This window comes from Psychrobacter sp. 1Y6, from assembly GCF_052258385.2.
Classification (GTDB): domain Bacteria; phylum Pseudomonadota; class Gammaproteobacteria; order Pseudomonadales; family Moraxellaceae; genus Psychrobacter.
In genome coordinates this window covers 826,443-845,036 of sequence record NZ_JBQQEW020000001.1, presented here as the reverse complement: position 1 = coordinate 845,036, position 18,594 = coordinate 826,443, and the positions used below count along the sequence as shown (strand labels likewise).

General features: G+C 42.8%; 16 protein-coding genes and 1 tRNA gene. 12 read left to right on the top strand and 5 right to left on the bottom strand.

Translation table 11 applies throughout. The features are described from left to right. Positions 1 to 80 precede the first annotated feature (80 nt). From ACTXGF_RS17215 to ACTXGF_RS17205, 3 genes are all read left to right on the top strand, one after another. Entirely contained in the window at positions 81 to 1,109 is a 1,029-nt protein-coding gene (locus tag ACTXGF_RS17215) for a nucleoid-associated protein (RefSeq protein ID WP_443534034.1), read from the top strand. A gap of 2 nt (positions 1,110 to 1,111) precedes the next feature. Then, the gene (locus ACTXGF_RS17210; protein WP_443534035.1) at positions 1,112 to 2,383 is read left to right on the top strand and encodes a hypothetical protein; all 1,272 of its coding nucleotides are present in this window, start codon (positions 1,112 to 1,114) and stop codon (positions 2,381 to 2,383) included. A gap of 110 nt (positions 2,384 to 2,493) precedes the next feature. After that, the gene (locus ACTXGF_RS17205) at positions 2,494 to 3,183 is read left to right on the top strand and encodes a hypothetical protein (protein ID WP_443534037.1); all 690 of its coding nucleotides are present in this window, start codon (positions 2,494 to 2,496) and stop codon (positions 3,181 to 3,183) included. 113 nt (positions 3,184 to 3,296) lie between these two features. Here the strand turns inward: ACTXGF_RS17205 and ACTXGF_RS17200 are convergent, their stop codons facing one another. Both ACTXGF_RS17200 and ACTXGF_RS17195 read right to left on the bottom strand, forming a co-directional pair. Continuing rightward, complete coding sequence (locus ACTXGF_RS17200; protein WP_443534039.1) at positions 3,297 to 3,452, bottom strand: hypothetical protein; 156 nt, start codon at positions 3,450 to 3,452, stop codon at positions 3,297 to 3,299. Positions 3,453 to 3,567: 115 nt separating this feature from the next. Beyond that, complete coding sequence (locus ACTXGF_RS17195) at positions 3,568 to 3,729, bottom strand: hypothetical protein (RefSeq protein WP_443535648.1); 162 nt, start codon at positions 3,727 to 3,729, stop codon at positions 3,568 to 3,570. 295 nt (positions 3,730 to 4,024) lie between these two features. Between ACTXGF_RS17195 and ACTXGF_RS17190 the strand changes: the two genes are divergently transcribed. Next, complete coding sequence (locus ACTXGF_RS17190; RefSeq protein WP_443535650.1) at positions 4,025 to 4,216, top strand: hypothetical protein; 192 nt, start codon at positions 4,025 to 4,027, stop codon at positions 4,214 to 4,216. Between the two features lie 227 nt (positions 4,217 to 4,443). Here ACTXGF_RS17190 and ACTXGF_RS17185 read toward each other — a convergent pair. The 3 genes from ACTXGF_RS17185 to ACTXGF_RS17175 all read right to left on the bottom strand — a co-directional run bounded on the left by ACTXGF_RS17185 (position 4,444) and on the right by ACTXGF_RS17175 (position 7,872). Then, positions 4,444 to 4,534, bottom strand: a tRNA-Ser gene (locus ACTXGF_RS17185). 92 nt (positions 4,535 to 4,626) lie between these two features. Next, a complete protein-coding gene (locus ACTXGF_RS17180) occupies positions 4,627 to 5,775 on the bottom strand; it encodes a type I glyceraldehyde-3-phosphate dehydrogenase (protein WP_443535656.1) in 1,149 nt (382 codons plus the stop codon). Positions 5,776 to 5,934: 159 nt separating this feature from the next. Further along, a complete protein-coding gene (locus ACTXGF_RS17175) occupies positions 5,935 to 7,872 on the bottom strand; it encodes a DEAD/DEAH box helicase (protein WP_443535652.1) in 1,938 nt (645 codons plus the stop codon). A 326-nt stretch (positions 7,873 to 8,198) separates the two neighbouring features. Here ACTXGF_RS17175 and exaC point away from each other — a divergent pair, with 326 nt between their 5' ends. The 8 genes from exaC (at position 8,199) to ACTXGF_RS17135 (ending at position 18,582) form a co-directional block, all read left to right on the top strand. Continuing rightward, positions 8,199 to 9,725 carry an acetaldehyde dehydrogenase ExaC gene (gene exaC / locus ACTXGF_RS17170; RefSeq protein ID WP_114700459.1) on the top strand — a complete coding sequence of 509 codons (1,527 nt, stop codon included), beginning with the start codon at positions 8,199 to 8,201 and terminating at the stop codon, positions 9,723 to 9,725. Between the two features lie 157 nt (positions 9,726 to 9,882). After that, on the top strand, positions 9,883 to 10,209 hold the full coding sequence (locus ACTXGF_RS17165) for a DUF779 domain-containing protein (RefSeq protein WP_201568881.1): 327 nt from the start codon (positions 9,883 to 9,885) through the stop codon (positions 10,207 to 10,209). 190 nt (positions 10,210 to 10,399) lie between these two features. Next, complete coding sequence (locus tag ACTXGF_RS17160) at positions 10,400 to 12,028, top strand: GMC family oxidoreductase (RefSeq protein WP_443535654.1); 1,629 nt, start codon at positions 10,400 to 10,402, stop codon at positions 12,026 to 12,028. 609 nt (positions 12,029 to 12,637) lie between these two features. After that, positions 12,638 to 14,278: an ABC transporter substrate-binding protein gene (locus tag ACTXGF_RS17155; protein ID WP_443534355.1), complete on the top strand. Its 1,641-nt coding sequence runs from the start codon at positions 12,638 to 12,640 to the stop codon at positions 14,276 to 14,278. A 195-nt stretch (positions 14,279 to 14,473) separates the two neighbouring features. Next, positions 14,474 to 15,490: an ABC transporter permease gene (locus ACTXGF_RS17150; RefSeq protein WP_057761126.1), complete on the top strand. Its 1,017-nt coding sequence runs from the start codon at positions 14,474 to 14,476 to the stop codon at positions 15,488 to 15,490. Positions 15,491 to 15,630: 140 nt separating this feature from the next. Then, the gene (locus ACTXGF_RS17145) at positions 15,631 to 16,545 is read left to right on the top strand and encodes an ABC transporter permease (protein WP_057761128.1); all 915 of its coding nucleotides are present in this window, start codon (positions 15,631 to 15,633) and stop codon (positions 16,543 to 16,545) included. 1 nt (position 16,546) lies between these two features. Continuing rightward, complete coding sequence (locus ACTXGF_RS17140) at positions 16,547 to 17,614, top strand: ABC transporter ATP-binding protein (RefSeq protein ID WP_443534358.1); 1,068 nt, start codon at positions 16,547 to 16,549, stop codon at positions 17,612 to 17,614. Further along, on the top strand, positions 17,611 to 18,582 hold the full coding sequence (locus tag ACTXGF_RS17135) for a peptide ABC transporter ATP-binding protein (protein WP_379543010.1): 972 nt from the start codon (positions 17,611 to 17,613) through the stop codon (positions 18,580 to 18,582). Before ACTXGF_RS17140 ends, ACTXGF_RS17135 begins: the two co-directional genes overlap by 4 nt. Positions 18,583 to 18,594: the final 12 nt, after the last annotated feature.

Genomic DNA, 18,594 nt, shown 5'->3' with positions numbered 1-18,594 from the left:
ATTGTAATAATGTGTATGTGACAGGTAATGTCGTGCATCTTCAATTTCCATTAATAATGATTGTAAATAAAGGGTAAAATATGATTCATAACAGTACATATCACATATTAATAAAAGAACATAGAAGCACCGAGAATGTTGATATTATTCTAAATCCTAACGTACTACCTATTGACGATTCTACAGATAAGCTATTAGCAAATTTAACAGAACGTTATCGTGGTAGAGCTGGTAAAGGATACGGGGTTTTTGAAGAAAATACAGATAGTTATCCAACTTCAACTATTCTTGACGATTATCTCGATGAAGATATTCTAGATGACTTTCACTCTTGTACTGAACGTCTTATGAATCATCTCATGGCGGAAAGCAAAGATGAAGCAGGAGCAAAAGGTGGTAAGGTTGCTTTTATTCACTATTCAGAAGGTGATCAAGAGTATTTCTTAGTTGCTATTTTGACTGAAAAAGTAGGGATAACAGCTAAAGATTGGACTTTAACTCAAAATGATGTCTTAAATTTTGAAAATGTGCGTTTCGCTGGTCGTGTTAACATCAGCAGTTGGAAATCTAAAAGTGGGAAAACCCAACGATATATTAGCTTTTTGAAAGGTCAAGGTGAGGTTTCAAATTATTTCAAAAGATTTATGGGCTGTAGCGATGTATTGATGGCTAACCAAGAAACTAAAGATTTAGTAACTCAAATTAAGCTTTTTGCCACCAGTAAGGATCTAAAACTAGAGGAGCGTGCGCATTTACTCACAAATGCTAACGAGTATTTAAGAGAATTAGCCGATAATAAACCTCATCCGCTCCAATTTTCTATGCACGCGTTCACCAATAGAGTTTGGCCAAACGAGCCACAAGATTTGGTGGATTTTTTTGAAGGTTACGGTGAAGAGCATGACTGCCCTATTTCAGATGGATTTGTACCTGATAAGGGTTCTCTAAGAGGATTGGCAGTTCAGTTTCATAGAACAAAGCATTGGGCATTCTCATTTGATGACGAAGCAATTAGCGACGATGATGTTACAGTTACAGGTGGTAAAGTTATTTTCCATAAACCTCCACAAGATATTTTAGATGCTTATGATAAAGGTGGTTCAAAGTAAATATGACTATAAATTTTTCAGACTTAGTGACACTATATCGCAAAGTGGATCTCAAAGAATCCACTCAGGCTGAATGTTGCATCGAAAATGATACAACGTTATCACTAATCAAAAATTTAACGTCAGATGATAACTCTGTAGTAACTCGTATAAATATACTAGGAGGTAAATTACAGGTTGGAGAGATTGTAAATTTAGAAATACGGCAACCTGAATTAAGCTTAGGCTGGCTTTACGACAGTATTGATAAGTTCATCAAAGGAGATTTTGTTCGCAGCCTACCTGATAATAATAGAAGTAAGAAGCCTTATTACATCAAGGATATAAAATATTACTCTGAAGATATTAATACTCCAAAAATTATTGTCGCTTATAAGGCGGTACGAGAGTTATTAATTCATCTTGAAAGTATGTCGTCATATCTTGACGATTCAGGTAGAAAGATTATCTTTGTAGGTAAACAAACTTTTGAGCTTCATTATGATGTAAGTAGTAATCTCGGTGCTTTTAAGACTATTCTGGAAGGTCTCGCTAACAATTCGGAAAATAAGCTAAAAACCATAGAAGATTTTTGCAAATGGTTAAAGGTTGATGATGTAAATAGACATTCAAATGAAAAAAAGTCAATTTTGGCATCAGTACTATCTGATATTCAGACTAGCTCTCAACCCCTTGAAATATGTACAGTAATAGAAAATACTGAGCGCCTGTATGCTGCCGCCAAAGGTCAGTTCGATAATTACCTCGAAGATTTCAAGTATGAAAAGTTTGTTCAAAAGCTTGAGGAGAATAGTGAGAAGTTCATCAGCCGAGTCAATGATAGTATCTCTAAAGTACTCTCACAAATACTTGCATTGCCTATTGCAGCAGCAGCTCCAGTAATACTAAAAGGTAGTAGCTCCAATAGTCAGGTGATTATTTATATTGCATTATTAGTGTATGCAATTATTTGTAGTTTTGCTCTATCTACCCAGAAGGCCGTACTTGATAATCTAATCTCAGAAGTGAAAGGCTTTGAGAGCCAAGGCAAACTGCCACAAAGTCTAAAAGATCGGTGGGTGATTGAAAAAGCTAAAATCTATGACCTTATTGAAAAGCAAACACATTTGTACTGGGTTATGATAACCGTTGTGTATTTAGCTGTTGTCTATAGCTTTTATAACATTTCTAGTGCTATGCCAGTATTTTGGTCTGGAATACTATTTATTTTGGTTGCTATATTGGGAGTTGCTATATATAGGAAAATAAAACCTAAAGTACAAAACCCTATCTAGGATCTTTTAAAAAAACCCGCTACTCGTTAGCGGGTTTTTTTATTGCTTATCATTTTTAAATTGTACTCTCAGTATGTGCAATAATACTAGTCAAATGTTAGGGGGCTCTTATGCAAGAATTATTACAGTTGCCACTGCAAATACAAGCCACATTGGTTGCAGGTTACTGGGGCTATATTGTACTAAACCGTGACTATAGAAATACTGAAAAGCTTACCGATGTTTGGATGTTGGTATTGCTCTTAGGTTTACCAACAGCGCTTGCCATACAATTTTTGGAATCAAACTGGGCATATCTAGCAGTATTATCTGGACCAATTATTGCTTTTATTTGGGTGAAGTTTGCTGAAGCTGGCTGGACAGGATTTTTGCATCGTAGCAAAGTTAGCCATACAATTAGTTCAGGTGATGTATGGAAAACATTGTCTTCTTATAAAGGCATAGAAGCAACTCAAATAAAATTGATTCACAAAGATGGTAGACAATATCTATGCGATGACACTAATGAATTTTGCGGGGATGTGTTCTCCCCTTTTATAATGGATGATGATGGTATAGCCTTTTACGTTACAGATACCAAAAATGCAGGCGGTACAGATTGGATAGAGGTTGCCGACGTTAAGCTCAGCTCTGAATACGGAAGTATGATTACTTACTTCCCCCGTACTGATATACATTTTCTGCAAATGAGATATATAAAGGACATAAGAAAAAGCTATTTAAAAGAGTTTATATATTTGGGTTGTGTTGTGGTTTTGGCGGTTTTGGTCTATTTGGTGTTGGACTTTGACCTATTATAGTATCGCCTCTAGGTTTGCCGATAGAACCACCTTGGTCTGATTTTATTCTACGACCTGCATCTGAATTGCCACTATTTGGACTGCTCACATCTGTATCCTAGTAGTTTAAAAACTTATATATTCGGGTTGTGCTGTGGTTTCGGCGGTTTTGGTCTAATTGTTGGGCTTTGTCCGATTGCAGCATCACCTATAGAGCCGCGAATTTTGCTACCTTGGTCTGATCTTATATTACGGTCTGAATCTGTACGGTCATTATTTGGTTTGCTCATATCTGTATCCTAATATTCTAATATTCTAATATTCTAATATTCTAATATTCTAATATTCTAATATTCTAATATTCTAATATTCTAATATTCTAATATTCTAATATTCTAAAGAAACTTATATATTTGGGTTATGTTGTGGTTTTGGCGGTTTTGGTCTATTCGGTGACGAGGTTCGACCTTGATCCGTAGATTTCTTGTTTCCACCTTGGTCTGACTCGATACCAAACCCTATTCTACCTCCTGAATTTTTATCATCATTTTTTTTTGGATCGCTCATTTCTACTTCCTTATAATATAGTCTGATGAATAAAATACCTATGGATGGAATCCACAAGCTATTTTTAATCTATGCTATACCACAATGAATGTAAAGCCTTAACTTAAGCCCGCCACCTAATACATAAAAACCCGCTATTACGTACCTGATAGTGGGTTTTTTGTGTTTAGAATCAATGTTTAAAAAATTCGTGCTCATAACTCTAAACACTACCTTTTAGATATAATAACAAACATCTATTGAATCATATGGTTATGCGAGGTCTCACATAGCGCACTCTCCCCAAAAAAAGAAGATGATGCAGCTCGTGCATATCGGCAAAAATAAGCTAGGACTGGATGAAGGCGCGTATCGCGAGATGCTGTATCAAGTGACAGTAGATACCACAGATGACGAAGAAGATTATGTAGGTTGTACTGGCGGCGGTCAGCCGCACAAAAGGATGCAGCCATTTAAAACATTAGACTGTTGGAAAAGAGTAGCATAAATAGAACGGAGCAGTAGTGCAATACTCAATAATGGTGCGGGCATTTGTAACGTCATTGTATTAATTTTTAGTAGGTTATCTAGTGCAAAATGAATTACGAAAACTTAGTGCAGAATGAGATTCAAATTAGTGCAGAATAGATTCGCAAATTACAGGGACTAATTAATACTGTTATCAATACCATAAAAAAAAGCCCCAATCATTGCTGATTGGGGCTTTTTCGAATTTGGCGGAGACGGAGAGATTCGAACTCTCGAAGGGCTATTAACCCTTGTCGGTTTTCAAGACCGGTGCATTCAACCGCTCTGCCACGTCTCCATTGGTGCATCATTATATAGATATCATTTTATAATGCAAGCCCCTAAACTAAAAAAATCCAATTAATTTTCGAATACTTGTAAATTGGTGCATTATCGCTTGCTTGAGGCCAGATGTAAGCACATATCGAGCAGCCTATTGGCATAACCCCATTCGTTGTCATACCATGCAAAAACCTTATATTGACCACCCACTTGCATAAGCTGTTGCCCATCAATGATAAGCGACTCAGTCTGATGGATAAAGTCACTAGATACTAACGGCTCATCGGTATATGCCATGATGTCATGCAGATGTGCCTGACTGGCAGATTTAAGTACTTCTCGCACTGTCTCGACATCGACATCTGGCGTATCAAATACAAAGGTGACATCAATCGCAGCCACGTCGATAGTGGGCACCCGTATCGAATGTCCATTTATCTTGCCGACCATGGCTGGTAGCACTCGTTCTGTCGCAGCAATACTACTGGATGTCGTTGGGATAATGTTATAGCCAGAAGCGCGCGCCCGTCTTGGATCTCGATGTGCTTGATCTAGCACTGTCTGATCGGCAGTAACTGCATGAATCTCTGTCATCATGGCTGACTGCACACCAAACGCTTTATCAAGCGTATCAATCAACGGTACCAATGCCTGCGTGGTACAAGAAACACTGGAGATAATCGGTAGCTCAAGCGTGAGCGCATCGGTATTCACACCCATGACGATACAGGCATCCACATCGTCAAACGGCGCGGCACCGATGATCACTTGTTGCGCGCCAGCATCGATATGTAGCGTCGCCTGCTCATACGAGCGAAAATGCCCAGTACATTCTAAAACCACATCGACACCCAGCGCCTGCCAAGGTAAATTTTTAGGATTAGGCTCTGATAGCATATTGATGCAGTAAGTCAGATTGTTTTTTGTCAGACAGAGTTCGGTCTTGCTCGTATCACCTGACTCACTTTCTACAATCTCAGCATTTACCCCTAATCGACTGAGGCGGCCATGGGTGCTGTCAAACTTGAGTAAATGTAACAAGATATCCGCTGGCGCTAAATCATTAATTGCCACTACATGAATCGCACGGCCCAACACTTCAAAGCGCTCTAGCAAAGCACGAAGTACATTGCGCCCTATACGCCCAAAGCCATTGATAGCGACTCTCAGTGGCTGTGTGTGCTCACCAGTAGTACGGAACGTCGCCGCTATCGGGTCAGAGGTCAATTGATAAGTAGCGCTCGAAAAATCAGGCATAACATCGGACATAAAGGGTATCGCTATAAATGGGGGTAAAAACTGAGCGTTATCACGTTGAGTGCGCTAATGATTGCTAAATACTAAGAAATAGCAAAGATAAAGCCTATAAAAATAAAGGTAATAAAGTTATAGGCTATAAAATTATAGGCAGCAAAACTACGGCGTGATAAAAATCAATGCGAGGCGAATGGTATTGTAGTCAATACTTTGCTTGAGATGATCATATATCGGACGCAGCTTGATGCTACCGTCATCATTAAAGTCATTTGGATTGTTAGCGACTTTAATAGCGATATAGGCATTACCTACGGCTGTCATTACCTCATCATCTGGACGCAGATGATCGCAGGCAAGGCTTGGATCTTGTGATTTTAGGTCAGCAATATGACGCATGATGGTCGACTGTGACAATTGACGGGCTTGTGATATCTCCGCAATGGTCAAACTCTCCTCTAACAACACTCTGGTCGCAAGTAGAGTACTGTCTGATTTGTCAGAGACCTGATTGCCTAACTTCTGTTTTTTATCGATTTTCGCTTGCTGTTGTTCGCGTCGCTTCTTTTGTAGGGTGGCGTAAGCATCGATTACCGACTTGCTCAATGTTCCACCTGACTTCAGGACGAATTTTTCATGTGCCTGCTGCATACTTTCTTCATCTAGCATCGCATAATTAGCATCCGCTTCTTCAGACAGTACCAAAAACCGCTTATCCGCGCCGCGAGCCAATGGATCGAGTTGCAAGCTCATATCGTTCATACCCAGCAGCTGTAAGCCAGATAGCGACTTAAGGCGTGACAATGCCACATAACCTTGTCCCAACTCAAAAGTACGCGACAAATCGATTTCAGCCGCATCGAGGGTCATGCCTTGCGATTTATGAATGGTAATCGCCCATGCCAGACAGAGTGGCACTTGTAAGTAACTTGCCAACACGTCACCCGTTTCATCTTCGATAATCCACTCTTCAGGCTCAGCGATAACTTCTCGTCCTGAATTAAGCCGCACGACAGGCATTTTCTGGGTCGTTGGTTTCTTCGACTTTGGCTTTTCCTTATCTTTTTTAGCAGCGGACTTTTTACCTTTTGTCGTTTTTTCGCCAGCAGCATCCTCATTAGCGTCATCACTGCTATCGTCTTCGATTAACGCGTCACTACTGTCTTTATCGTCTATTTTGACAGCAGCAAATCCTATCAACTCGCCCATCGTTCCGTTAGAGACACCAAGCTCAGCGTTGTTTTTGATAAACATTACCTTGGCGCCGACTTTAAGAATCAGCTCGTCTTGGGTTCGCACGGTCTTTTTTAGCGTCTCAACCAGCTTACTATCGCCTGTCGCCGTCGCCTCAAAACGCATCATCTCGCCATCTAGAGACGCCAGTTCTTTGTCATTAATTTTATTGACGTTGAGGTTATGGGTATAGAGACGCGTACGTTTGATATCGACACTTTGGTCATAAGTCGCTTCTAAAGCGGCAATCGCCTCAAAGGTTACTTCCTGACGGCGAATTTGGTTAAGAATGTCATCCAAATCCAGACCACCATTGGCTGCATCGCTCACTTGACGATGCTGCTCAGACAAATAGCAAATATGGAACTTGGCATCGAGCCACGCTTCGGACATAAACGCGAATTTTTCACGATTCGTCTCGCCTTTACTACCAATCGGCGGTAACTGAAAAAAGTCTCCTGCGACTACCACCTGAATACCACCAAACGCTTTGTCATTTTTGCGAATATGCTTGAGCACTTGGCTAACCAAGTTAAGCTGCTTGGCATGTAGCATCGAGATCTCATCGATGACCAATACCGCAGTATCTTTTAATCTGTCTGCTAAAAACTGCTTGCGTGACAAGGTAGACAAATCTCGATCAGTCAGCTCATCTTTGATACCGATGCCTGACCAGCTATGAATCGTCGTGCCGTTCATGTGCGTGGCGGCAATACCCGTACTGGCGGTCACCGCGACAGGGACACGGCGGGCGCGTAAATAATCGATATATTGATTGAGAGTATAAGTCTTACCTGAACCTGCTGAGCCGGTCAAAAAGACGTTTTGACCTGTTTTTAGGATATCAAGAGCAGAAGATTGACGCATAGATCCAAACCAACCAATATTATGAAGAAGAAATAGTACAAAAAGAAAGCCGCCATGATTAATCAAGTAACCATAGCAAGCCAAAGCAGATGCTCACAATTATAACAGCTGCATACCGTTTGCGAACCATTTTAACCGACTCATATCACATAACTTAAAGTTATACGATACAAAATATATCATTATAAAAAGTCATTATCGTTCTGCTAAAAAGCTCAGTACGATAGGATGATAACTTGGTTAGGAAGACCAAGAATGTATTTTTAAATGGTCATACGTAAGTAACCATATTTTAAATAACCATAATACACAACAAGGAGTGGTTAATGTTATACGCTTATCCCAATACTGAAAACAGTCCTGTCCAATTCCGCGAAAAATACGATAACTTTATTAATGGTGAGTGGACCCCTCCTGTCGATGGCGAGTACTTTGACAACCCAAGTCCTATCGATGGTAAAACCATTTGCCAAGTCGCCCGTTCAAAAGAAGCAGATATCGAAAAAGCCCTAGATGCCGCGCATGCTGCCAAAGACGCTTGGGGCAAAACCAGCGTCGCTGAACGTGCCAATTTACTATTAAAAATCGCAGATAGCATGGAAGCCAATCTAGAAGCGATCGCTATTGCTGAGTGCTATGAAAATGGTAAGCCTGTACGCGAGACCTTGATGGCAGATATTCCACTAGCCATCGATCAATTCCGTTATTTCGCCAGCGCCATCCGCGCACAAGAAGGCGGTATCAGCCAGATTGATGAAGACACTGTTGCTTATCATTTCCATGAGCCGCTTGGCGTTGTCGGGCAGATTATCCCATGGAACTTCCCTATTCTAATGGCAGTATGGAAAATCGCCCCTGCTCTAGCCGCTGGTAACTGTATCGTCATGAAGCCTGCTGAGCAAACGCCTGCCTCTATACTATATATGTTAGAAGCGATCGGTATCGCTGACATTTTACCTAAAGGCGTGTTAAACATCGTCAATGGCTTTGGTGTCGAAGCTGGTAAACCACTTGCTTCTAACCCACGTATCAACAAAGTTGCCTTCACTGGTGAGACCACAACGGGTCGCCTCATCATGCAGTACGCTAGCGAAAACATTATTCCAGTGACGCTAGAGCTTGGCGGCAAAAGCCCAAATATCTTCTTTGCTGATGTCATGGACGAAGACGATGACTTCTTGGACAAAGCGGTCGAAGGCCTAGTCATGTTTGCCCTAAACCAAGGTGAAGTATGTACTTGTCCATCACGTGCGCTCGTACACGAAAGCATCTATGACGAATTTATCAAACGCTGTATCGCTCGTGTCGAAGCGATCAAAATGGGCAATCCACTAGATACTGAGACTATGATTGGCGCGCAAGCCAGTTCAGATCAGTTAGAAAAGATTTTATCTTATCTTGATATTGGTAAAAAAGAAGGCGCAAAAGTCCTAGTCGGTGGCGATCAAGCCAAACACGATGGCGACCTAGCAGACGGCTATTATGTTAAGCCAACTATCTTTGAAGGTACCAACGACATGCGCGTGTTCCAAGAAGAAATCTTTGGGCCTGTGCTCGCTGTTACTACCTTTAAAGACGACGAAGAAGCCATGCAAATTGCCAACGATACGCTATATGGTCTAGGCGCTGGCGTTTGGACGCGTAGTGTACATAAGGCCTATCGTTTCGGACGTGGTATTCAAGCGGGCCGCGTATGGACCAACTGCTATCACCTATATCCATCACATGCGGCATTCGGTGGCTATAAGCAATCAGGTATCGGCCGCGAAAACCATCTGATGATGCTCGATCATTATCAGCAAACCAAAAACATGCTGGTTTCGTACAGTCCTAAAAAAATGGGTTTCTTCTAATCTAACCTGTGAACGCATGACAGTACTTAGAAAACAAATGCAATCTGTCGCAAGATAGGTTGCATTTTCACTTTAAGAAGTCGTAAAAAGCCATGTTTTGAATAATAGCTTTTCAGAACGATATGGTTTTTAGACACTGATAGCATAGGAGTTGAGTATGAAAATTACGGCAACAGAGTCTTGTAAAGAGCTAATTGAGCTATTGAAATCCAAGCACGGTGAGCTAATGTTTCATCAATCAGGCGGCTGCTGTGATGGTAGCTCGCCCATGTGCTATCCATTAGGAGAGTTCAAAGTGGGTGGTCAAGATGTGCTGGTTGGTGAGCTTGCTGGCTGTCCATTTTATATGGGCAAGGCACAGTACAATTTATGGCAGCATACCGATCTCACTATTGATGTCGTCAATGGTCGCGGTGCGAGCTTTTCGTTAGAAATCCCTGAAGGTAAACGCTTTATCGTACGCTCAGAAATCTGTGCGATATAAGAACGTTTGATGCAACATTAAGTAGCATTAATCTTAAATAATGTACCGAATATAACAGTCTTAGCTTGTCCTACGATATTGACGCGAACAGATACCGCAGAGTCATTTTTATTTTATTATTTCAGCAGAATAATAGTTACTGTAAAGCGTACCCTATTTTAATTAGCATGGATGCTATAAGGAATATGAAATGGAATTTGACACAACATTTGACTATGTCATCGTCGGCGGAGGTTCGGCAGGTTGCGTGCTCGCCAGCCGTCTCACTGAAAACCCAGATATCAGTGTTTGTTTATTAGAATACGGCGGTGATGGCAAAGATCTAGCAGTTCGTGTGCCTGCTGGACTGATTCTGATGGTTCCTGGTAAACCGCTTAAATTGAACAATTGGTGCTTTCACACCACTCCGCAAGAGCACCTTAATAACCGTAAAGGTTTTCAGCCGCGTGGACAATGTCTGGGCGGCTCATCAGCGATCAATGCTATGATCTATACGCGTGGTAGTAAGCTAGATTATGAGCGCTGGGTAGAGCAAGGCTGTACTGGCTGGGGATTTGACGATGTATTGCCCTACTTTATCAAAGCTGAAAACAACGTTCGTGGTAGCGATAACCTACATGGTGATAGCGGGCCGCTGCATGTTAGCGACCTACTCAGTCCACGAGACATCTCCAAAGCATTCGTAGAAGCTGCGATTGCCAATGGCCTAGATCATAACCCTGACTTTAATAGCGAAAAGCAAGACGGTACAGGGTTGTATCAAGTCACTCATTTCCATGGTGAAAAACAAGGCCAACGCTGCTCTGCCGCGGCTGCCTATCTGCATCCTGTCCAAAACCGCTCCAACCTGACGGTTATCACTTATGCGCAGGCTAACCGCGTCATTATCGAAGACAATCAAGCGACAGGCGTCGTCTATGAAAAAGACGGGGTCGAACATACTGTCACGGCGCGTCATGAAGTCTTACTATCAGGTGGCGCGTTTGGTTCACCCAAAGTTCTGATGCTCTCAGGTATCGGCCCTGCAGAGCATTTGCGGTCTCATGGTATTGATGTGGTGGTAGATGCACCTGAGGTCGGTGGTAATTTGCAGGATCACTTAGACGTCGTCTTTGATTACGAGGTCAATACGACTGATGTCATCGGTATTGGCATGGCATCGATTTCGACATTAACCAAAAGTATTCGGCAGTGGAGAAAAGACGGTACAGGGCTGCTGTCTACCAACTATGCAGAAGCGGGTGCGTTCTTTAGCGTCGGTGATGACCCAAAAGAGTGGCCAAATACTCAGCTGCACTTTGTCATCTCGCGCGTGATAGAGCACGGTCGCGATCTCAGACGCGGATTTGCTGTCTCTTGTCACAGTTGCTACTTACGGCCTGAAAGTCGAGGTACTATCAGATTGGACTCAGCCGACCCTTCCGATGCTGTCTTAATCGATCCAAACTATCTGTCGCATCCAAAAGACGTAGAGTATATGGTAGCCGGTGCCGAGCGTACTCGCGCCATCATGCAAGAGTCTGCACTTGCTAAGTACATCACTGAAGACTACCCTGCCCCTTACCTCGAAAAAGACGGCATGCTCGGTTATATCCGAAATAAATCTGACACCATTTACCATCCAGTAGGCACTTGCCGCATGGGCTCAGATGACAGCTCTGTGGTTGATTTGGAATTAAAGGTACGAGGTGTGAGTGGATTGCGAGTTATCGACGCTTCAGTGATGCCAACGCTTATTAGCGCCAATACCAATGCGCCAACTATCATGATTGCCGAAAAAATAGCCGATTTAATTAAAACAAATCATAGCCCTGTTTAGTGCTGCGTTGGACAAACGGATTATAGCTGAGTACCTCAAAGAGACATGACTTTATTATTTCTAATTGTTTACATCTAGTAAAATTGTAACTAATTAGTAATCTAAAAATATGCCTCTTTGCTATTTATAATGAATAAACAAAAAACAATATAATCTAGTATTTAATGTCTTATTGATGCTAAACACGGTAAAACCGTGCATTTTTTATCAAAATTAGTCTATTTATCGCTTGCATTACCACATATTAAGAGAGTATATTCGAACGACTTGTTTATATTTTTAGTTTCCATCTACATAATTTAAAGTTATGACAAGCTTTAATATGTTTTATTTTGTATATAAGAAACATTATATAAATAGATACTTTAGAGGTCATTAAACGCTTTCTCATTGTATTCATGCTCGAGTACGAACGACTTGTTTATATTTTTAGTTTCCATCTACATAATTTAAAGTTATGACAAGCTTTAATATGTTTTATTTTGTATATAAGAAACATTATATAAATAGATACTTTAGAGGTCATTAAACGCTTTCTCATTGTATTCATGCTCGAGTACGAACATCTGGATACATGAGTACCTACCTACCATTACATAGGATGTAATAATGCAAAAATCACTCTTCAAACTTACGATGTTGGCGACGTTTGTCTTAGGTATCACCGCCTGTAGTGGAGACAACAAAACTACGGATGACTCTGCTGCTAGCTCAGATGCCAAAGCCGCCAAAACATTGCTCTATTGCTCAGAAGGTAGCCCTGCTGGATTCGATCCAGCGCAATATACTTCAGGTACGGATTTTGATGCGAGTGCCTTCCCTATCTATAATGGCTTGGTAGAATTCAAAAGAGCGGAGACTGAAATTCAGCCAGGACTTGCTGAAAGCTGGGATATTAGCGAAGACGGCAAGACTTATACCTTTAATCTACGCAAAGGGGTTAAGTTCGGTACAACCGACTACTTTACTCCGACACGCGATTTCAACGCGGATGACATTGTCTTTACGCTAGAACGTATCACTGACCCCGACTTTGAATTTAACAAAGCTTATCCTGCTGAATTCCCATATTCAGTCGGCATGGGACTACCTGATATTATCTCTAATATCGAAAAGGTCGACGACTATACGGTAAAAATCACCCTTAGCGAAACCAATGCGCCGTTCCTACAGAACCTAGCAATGCCTTTTGCTTACATTGGTTCTGCTGAGTACGCAGATCAATTGCTAGCTTCTGGTAATGCTACTGATATCAATACTAAGCCCGTCGGTACTGGACCTTTCGTCTTTACCTCATATCAAAAAGACGCGCAAATTCGTTATACCAAAAACCCAGACTATTGGAATAAAGACGACATCTATATCGACAACCTAGTGTTTGTCATTACTAAAGACTCAGCAGTCCGCGCACAGAAAGTGCAAGCTGGCGAATGTCACGTGTCCGCTTATCCAAAACCTGCCGAAATCGAATCTGTCAAAAAATCAGGTAAAGCCACTGTTCTCGATCAGCCTGGCTTCAACGTCGGCTATGTCGGTTATAACGTAGAAAAACCTCAACTGAGCGATCTTAAAGTGCGTCAAGCATTAGATATGGCGATCAACAAAGACGCTATTATCAATGCGGTTTATCAGAGCGAAGGCCTCAAAGCAACCAACCCAATGCCGCCAACGCAGTGGGGCTATGACGAGTCACTTAAAGATGCACCTTACGATGTCGAAAAAGCAAAAGCACTAATCAAAGAAGCTGGCGCGGATAACCTTTCTATCAATCTATGGTATATGCCAGTTCAGCGTCCATACAACCCAAATGCCAAGCTAATGGCTGAAATGCTGCAAGCAGATTGGGCGAAGATTGGCGTCGATACCAAGCTTGTGACTTATGAGTGGGGCGAATACCTAAAACGCGCTGCTAAAGGCGAGCCTGATGTCATTCTAGCAGGTTGGACTGGCGATAATGGTGATCCAGACAACTGGCTTGGTTCGTTATTGTCTTGTGACGCGGTCGGTGGTAACAACTACTCGCGCTGGTGTAATAAAGACTTCGATAATTTGGTGACCAATGCCCGTCAGATTAACAATCAAGATGAGCGTGTCAGTGAATATGAGCAAGCTCAGCAAATATTCAAAGAGCAGCTTCCTTGGACGACGATGGCGCATTCGGTAGTAACCGTATTCACCGCACCAAACGTGGTCGATTATAAAATCAGTCCACTTGGCTCAATACGCTTCGATGGTGTGAAAGTTGAATAACCTTGACTGATTAACTCCGTTACAACATAAGCAATTTATTCATTTTATTCATTCATATAAGTGCGGCTGGGTCAGATACTCTGCTCCAGCCGAATTTATATAAATGATATGAACAATATGAATTAAGCGCTTTGTCACGGATCTCTTCATCATCGCTAATACTCTAATCATTGAACCACAACTATTGAGCAGCCCATGCTACTTTATATTCTGCGTCGTATTGCCATTTTAATACCCGTCTATCTTGGCCTAACGCTATCGACTTTTACTCTGATTCGTCTCGTACCTGGAGATGCGGTCGAGATTATGATGGGCGAGCGTATGGTCGATCCCGAGCTACATGCTCGTGCGTTAGAAAGGCTAGGATTAGACAAACCGCTCGTTGCCCAGTATTGGGATTATTTGACTGGCATCTTAACGGGTGATTTTGGTCAATCCTTTCGTACTCGTACGCCTGTACTACAAGACTTCTTTGCTCACTTTGTTCCTACTCTAGAATTGGCATTGTGCGCTATTGTTATCGCTAGTGTCATTGGTGTCAGCTTAGGTATCTTTGCTGCCCTGCGCCGTGGTACATGGATTGATTACACCCTAATGTCAGGCGCGTTGGCAGGCTACTCTATGCCCATCTATTTATTGGGCCCTATCCTGACTGGTATCTTCGCTCATTATTTAGGTCTACTGCCCGTCGCTGGGGTGATATCTGTCGCACAGTTTTTAGATGTGCAGCCACTGTATGGGTCATGGTTACTTGGCTCACTAAGCTCAGGAGAACCTGGTGCGTTTTGGAACGTGGTCAAACACTTTATATTGCCCTCTATTGCTCTATCGACCATTCCGTTAGCGATGATTGCGCGGATGACACGCTCTGCGATGCTAGAGGTACTAGATGAGGATTACGTGCGTACAGCGCGAGCCAAAGGCTTATCTCCACGCCGAGTGATACTAGTCCACGTAATGCGTAACGCCTTGATTACTGTGGTTACCGTCGTTGGCTTGCAGATGGCGACATTGCTTGCAGGTGCCATTATTACCGAGACTATCTTTAGTTGGCCAGGCGTCGGTAATTGGCTACTCGATGGGTTTTTCACTCGTGACTACCCTATTGTACAAAATGGTATTTTATTGGTCGCCACCGCTCTGATTTTGGTTAGTTTATTTATTGATATTTTGTATGGTCTGATCAATCCACGTATTCGCCATACTTCTTAATTTAACATTGATAAATACTCACATTATAAATAGTGATGATTAACGCTTACATGGTTCTAAAAGTTTTTAGCAAATTTCTAATAATTGTTAGGAAGGAAGCCCAAACAAACCCAATGCGCTAGCCACTATAGGAAATGCTCATGAAGCCTTCTGTTCTCCCCTCTGATGTCAATCTGATGGCAGCCACACCGCCGTCATCTTGGCAGCTATTTTTATCGACGTTCTGCCGAAACAAAGGCGCAGTGATTGGTTTTATCGTACTGGCATTAATGGTTCTAGTTGCCATACTTGCGCCTGCTATTGCGCCTCATGATCCTTACGAGCTGTTCACCGGTCAAGAGCAATTACCGCCTGCCTTTCTTGATGGTGGCAATGCGATGTTTTGGCTAGGTACTGATGATGCGGGCCGAGATACCTTATCTCGAGTGATGTATGGCGCACGTTATTCGTTGTTTATCGGTCTAAGCGCAACGACTCTGGCGATGTTGGTTGGTATCTCATTAGGTCTAAGTGCGGCGTTTTGGCCAAAGGTTTGGGGCAAAGCCGTCATGTTGGTCAATGATATCTTGATGTCATATCCGAGCTTGCTATTGGCGATTATCATTGCCGCTATCTTAGGGCCATCTATGACCAATACGATTATTACGATCGCACTGGTCTGTACGCCGCCTTTTATTCGGTTAACTCGTGCCACTGCGATGGTAGAGCTGCAACGTGAGTATTTTATTGCCTCACAAGTGATGGGCGCTGGCGTACTCAGATTGTTGTTTATCACCATTTTGCCCAACTGTATGGCACCGCTTATCGTACAGGCAACGATGATTTTCTCGTCTGCTATTTTAGAAGCAGGTGCGATTGGTTTCCTAGGTTTTGGCGTACAGCCACCAGATGCCGAATGGGGCGCGATGCTAGGTACGGCACGTCAATATATTCAAAGTAATGTTTGGCTAGCCATCTGGCCGGGTGTCGCTATCTTCTTAGCTGCACTATCAATTAACCTGACTGGTGATGGCTTACGCGATGCGCTAGATCCTAAATTAAAGCAGGTGACCTAAGATGACTGAACCATTAATTAATACGCCTATCACTCATACGTCTATGAATGGTGCATCAACAAAAGACTCTCCGTTATTGCTAGATATCGAAAACCTGTCGGTTACTTTTGGACAAGGGGTGCGTGCCTTTCGCGCAGTGGATGATGTATCGTTAAAGATTACCCAAGGTGAGGTCATCGCTGTCGTGGGTGAATCTGGCTCAGGTAAGTCAGTCACTATGATGGCACTAATGGGTCTGTTGCCACCTTCCGCGACCGTACGCGCACAACGAGTGGTCTTTGACAATAAAGACATGCTCAGTATGTCAGCCAAAGAGAGACGCGGCATCATTGGTAAAGATATCTCTATGATTTTTCAAAATGCGATGTCTTGCCTAAATCCAAGCTTTACCGTTGAAATGCAGTTAGGTGAAGTGCTACGCAAGCACCTTGGTTTACGAGGCGCAGCAGTACAAACTCGCATCTTAGAGCTGCTAGAGTTGGTCGAAATGCCCGATGCCAAAAACAGACTTAAGGTCTATCCGCATCAACTATCAGGCGGTATGAGTCAACGGGTTATGATTGCGATGGCGATTGCTTGCGAGCCAAAACTACTTATCGCAGATGAACCAACCACAGCTTTAGATGTCACAGTACAAGCGCAGATCATGGATTTGCTCAGCCGATTACAACGCGAAAAACAAATGGCCATGGTATTAATCACCCACGATTTAGGTCTGGTTGCACAAAACTCGCGTGATGTCGCGGTTATGTATGCGGGACAAGTGGTCGAAACCAGTACCGTGCCAGAAATTTTCCAAAACCCTGCCCACCCTTATACGGAAGCATTGCTACAAGCCATCCCTGAATTAGCCATCGGTCAAGATAGATTAAATAGCTTACCAGGGGTCGTGCCAAGTCAATATGACAGGCCAACTGGTTGCTTGTTGTCTCCTCGTTGCCCGTATAAGGAGCCTGCTTGCGAAGTACCGCCACCTATTTTAGATACGCCCAATGGCAAGGTGCGTTGTATTGATTCTAATATTACTTCTCGCCCCTCTCACGCTGCTATCTTGGAGTCACAAGTATGAGTAACAAAGTGGTCCTAAAAGCAGACAATCTACACAAGCACTACCCAGTATCACAAGGTCTGGGCAAAGCAAAGGCCTACGTGAAAGCGCTCAATGGCGTCTCATTCGAGCTTGAAGCTGGCAAGACATTGGCCGTAGTTGGTGAGTCAGGCTGCGGCAAATCCACGCTTGCCCGCCAGTTGACACTGATCGAAGCGCCTACACATGGTGAGCTATTTATCAACGATGAAGGCACCACAGGCTATAGCAGAAAAGCGCTAAAAGAGTTGCGTACTGAAATTCAAATGGTCTTTCAAAATCCTTATGGTAGCTTAAATCCGCGTCATACCATTGGTTATCAATTGACAGAACCATTAGATATCCATACCAAATTGTCCAAAGAGGAAAAGCGCGACAAAATCAACGAGATGATGAGACATGTCGGTCTACGTCCCGAACACGCTGGGCGTTTTCCACATATGTTTTCAGGGGGTCAGCGCCAACGTATTGCCCTCGCCCGCGCCATGATGCTCAATCCTAAAATTGTCGTCGCTGATGAGCCAACTTCCGCTCTCGATGTCTCCATTCAGGCGCAGGTTCTAAATCTATTTATGGATTTGCAGGATGAGTATCGCACCGCTTACGTCTTTATCTCGCACAATTTATCCGTCGTGCGCCACGTCGCTGATGATGTGATGGTGATGTACTTGGGTCAGGCCGTCGAGCACGGCCCCAAAGAAGCGATTTATAATGCGCCAAAACACCCTTACACCATCGCGTTACTAGCTGCTGCCCCAACGGTAAATGGTCATAAAAATGATTTGACCCTACAAGGTGAGCTACCAAGTCCACTAAATCCACCAAGTGGCTGCGCCCTACATAAACGCTGCCCCTATGCCAAGCAGCAATGCAGCGAAGTAGAGCCACAACTGCGCGAATGGGACGGTCGATTGGTGGCTTGTTTACGTTTGGAAGAAATATATGGGTAATGTGACTAAGGT